Origin of the sequence: Methanobrevibacter sp., from assembly GCF_015062985.1 — an archaeon.
Taxonomy (GTDB): domain Archaea; phylum Methanobacteriota; class Methanobacteria; order Methanobacteriales; family Methanobacteriaceae; genus Methanocatella.
Map to the genome: position 1 here is coordinate 1 of NZ_SUTI01000044.1, position 2,741 is coordinate 2,741.

A 2,741-nucleotide genomic window follows, 5' to 3' on the forward strand; every position below is an offset into this window, starting at 1 on the left:
GGAGGGTCAAGTTCCAGCTCATTTCTTATTTCATCAAGGTTCTGTCTGAACTGCCACCAGCCCGGAACATCCCTGTCAATGTCTGGGAAAAACCTCTCAGGAATAGCTCCGATGGCCGCTGTAAAGTATGAATCTGCAAATCCCAGATATTCATAAAGTTTTTCATAACAGTTTCCGTTTTCAATTGTAATCTGTTTTAGAATCTGATTTACTTCACAGACGCTGTTTCCAACAGGACATACACTGTGACATGTATAACAGTAAAAGCAGTTCCATATATTGTCATCTTCCAAAATTGTTTCATCACCATCAAGAACCCTTTCTATGATTTCACGAGGATTATAGTCTGAATGCCTTGCAGCAGGACATGTTGATGTGCACATTCCGCACTGCACACACTTTAAAACACCTTCATCCTTTGAGTTTTTAACATCATTGATTATTTCTTCAGCAAAATCAATCGGAGAGTCTGTAATTTTTTGTTGGGTAGACATATTACCACCTGTTTTACAATTTAAACTCTTTATTTTCAATCATTTTCTTTAATTTTAATGATAATTTGTTTCCTCTTAATCTGTCTGATTGTCTGCAGATAATCGGAATATTGACATCTTTGCCGTTGATGTTTAAATCAACGCTGCCCGTGTCCATATCAAATGCATTATTCTCACAGTAATTTGCACACATTCCGCATCCGTAGCAGTATGCAAGATTCAGTCTCTGGTTTTTGAATGCATTAGTAGGACAAATCCTTTCGACTACACAGTTTTCACAGCCGGAACATTTATCCCTGTCATACTGCGGTCTTAAGTCATAATCTCCCCACAGCTCGGCATAATTGGTTTCATCCAGGGGCAAGTGACGTCCTTTAATGTCAGCTACAGGAATATCAACCATTTCATCGCGAATTAGCAGATTATTGTAAATTTCCTCATTTAAAACAGGAATCGGAATTGCTACGGTATCATAGATTTCTCCGCCCTGACCTGTCTTAAATCCTCCTATGTAATAAGGATCCATTTTACATAAATCCGCAGAAAGCATAAGGTTAGGTTTTTCAGGGCTTGACCTGGTACCGTCTCCTAAAATATAACCCTGCGCCCCGTTGATTAAAACTTTTGATCCTTCCTTAATCACATTGTGCGGGATATCGTTTTGAAGAGGGTTCAGGTCTCCGCATCCGGAAAATGTCAGACCCCTCAGGTTTCCTTCCAGAGGTGTTGCTGCAAATATTGATGATACTGATTCGGGATTCGGATTTGTAAATGCAGTATAGTTTTTAAATGCCATACGGGCACCGATAAGCTGACCACGAGTAATATCCTCAAGCGTTATAGTGTTTTCTATTGTTTTTCCGTCTGCACTTTCAACCCTTACGTCAACTTCACGGCCTTCCAGAAGTTCCTTAAGCAGAAATCCTCCGCCGTAGCTTTCATCATAAATGGAATGGGCTGTTCCATGAAGGATAACATCGACTGAACCTAGCCATTCGTTCGGACATGGTCCTGCATAAGCCGGCACACCGTTTATGTAAACTTCAGATGCCCTTATGAATTCTCCAGGTTCAGATATGATGAAGTTAAGGATTGCAGCTGTTCCACTCATTACACCGCATGTTCCGCAGGTTACCACATCAACATCTTCAAAACTTGGTGGGTCTCCTTTTTTAATGAGTTTTTTGAATTCTTCTGCAGTGTATATGTTTGCTTCGCCTTTATCGATTTTTTCGTTTATTTCAGTGATTGTTCTGTTATTAGTCAATTGAGACACCCTTAAATTTTGCCTAAAGTATCTCCTCTCAATCCCTGCCTTAATGTTTCAAGAGAGGTAATGTCATCTGAGGAAATATTTCCTAAATTAACTGTATTTCCTAATTTTAAAATGAAGAAGACCTGCTGGTCTTTATTTGGAGCTTCCCAAAGGATTTTGCTGCCGTCAAATTTCTCAAGGATATAATCTATTTCATCTTCCTTTGCATTTCCTGACTGGTCGAATATTCCTATGTTTTTACCTCCTTCCCTTGCCTCCACAATAACAAGAGAAGAACCTGCATCAAGTTCATCCTGCATATACTCGATTCTTTCATCCAATGTGAGCTCCTTATCCAAATCGGGATTTTTCTTACCCACTTCAGACAGTACTTCAAAGCCTTTTTCTTTGGCCATTTGAATGTATTTCAGTTTATCGCCGTGAGATATGGTAGTTGAACCGTCTGATATTTCCACAGCAGGAAAACCTAATTCATGAGCTTCAGCAAAAAACTCTTCAAGTTTATCTGCCATATAAGCCAGTTCAAATAGTGTTCCGCCAGTATAGGGAGTAATATCATGCTTTTTATACATTTCAACTTTAGCCTTGACTATTTCCCTATCATGTACAATAGAAGTTCCCCATCCGAATTTAAGATAGTCCACATAATCTCCGGAAATATTCATCAGGCTTTCTGCGCTCTCAAGGCCAAGACCCTTGTCCAAAACCATTGTTATTCCACAATTTCTTGGTTTCTCTTCTCTCTTTTTTGATAAAAATTCAAATGATTTCAAAATATCACGCGTGTTAATTTTTATTATGTAATCTATAAATAATATGAAATTGTATATAAAAGTTTTTAACACTTTGCATTAAAAAAAATTAAAAATAATATGAAAAAAAAGTAAAAAAATCAGTGCGCATTAATTTCATTTTCAGATCTTTTAACTAAATCTGCTAGTGAATTGCGGACATTTTCAGGAATAGATTCA

General features: G+C 37.9%; 3 protein-coding genes. All 3 read right to left on the reverse strand.

Annotation, left to right across the window (positions count from 1 at the left end; genetic code table 11):
• A partial coding sequence (hdrC, locus tag E7Z77_RS09780) for a ferredoxin:CoB-CoM heterodisulfide reductase subunit HdrC (protein ID WP_292753592.1) occupies positions 1–494 on the reverse strand: 494 nt, incomplete at its 3' end.
• A gap of 13 nt (positions 495–507) precedes the next feature.
• Entirely contained in the window at positions 508–1,761 is a 1,254-nt protein-coding gene (locus E7Z77_RS09785; protein WP_292753594.1) for a methanogenesis marker 16 metalloprotein, read from the reverse strand.
• 11 nt (positions 1,762–1,772) lie between these two features.
• Positions 1,773–2,543, reverse strand: a complete 771-nt coding sequence (gene comA, locus E7Z77_RS09790) for a phosphosulfolactate synthase (RefSeq protein WP_292753595.1) — start codon at positions 2,541–2,543, stop codon at positions 1,773–1,775.
• Between the last annotated feature and the right edge of the window lie 198 nt (positions 2,544–2,741).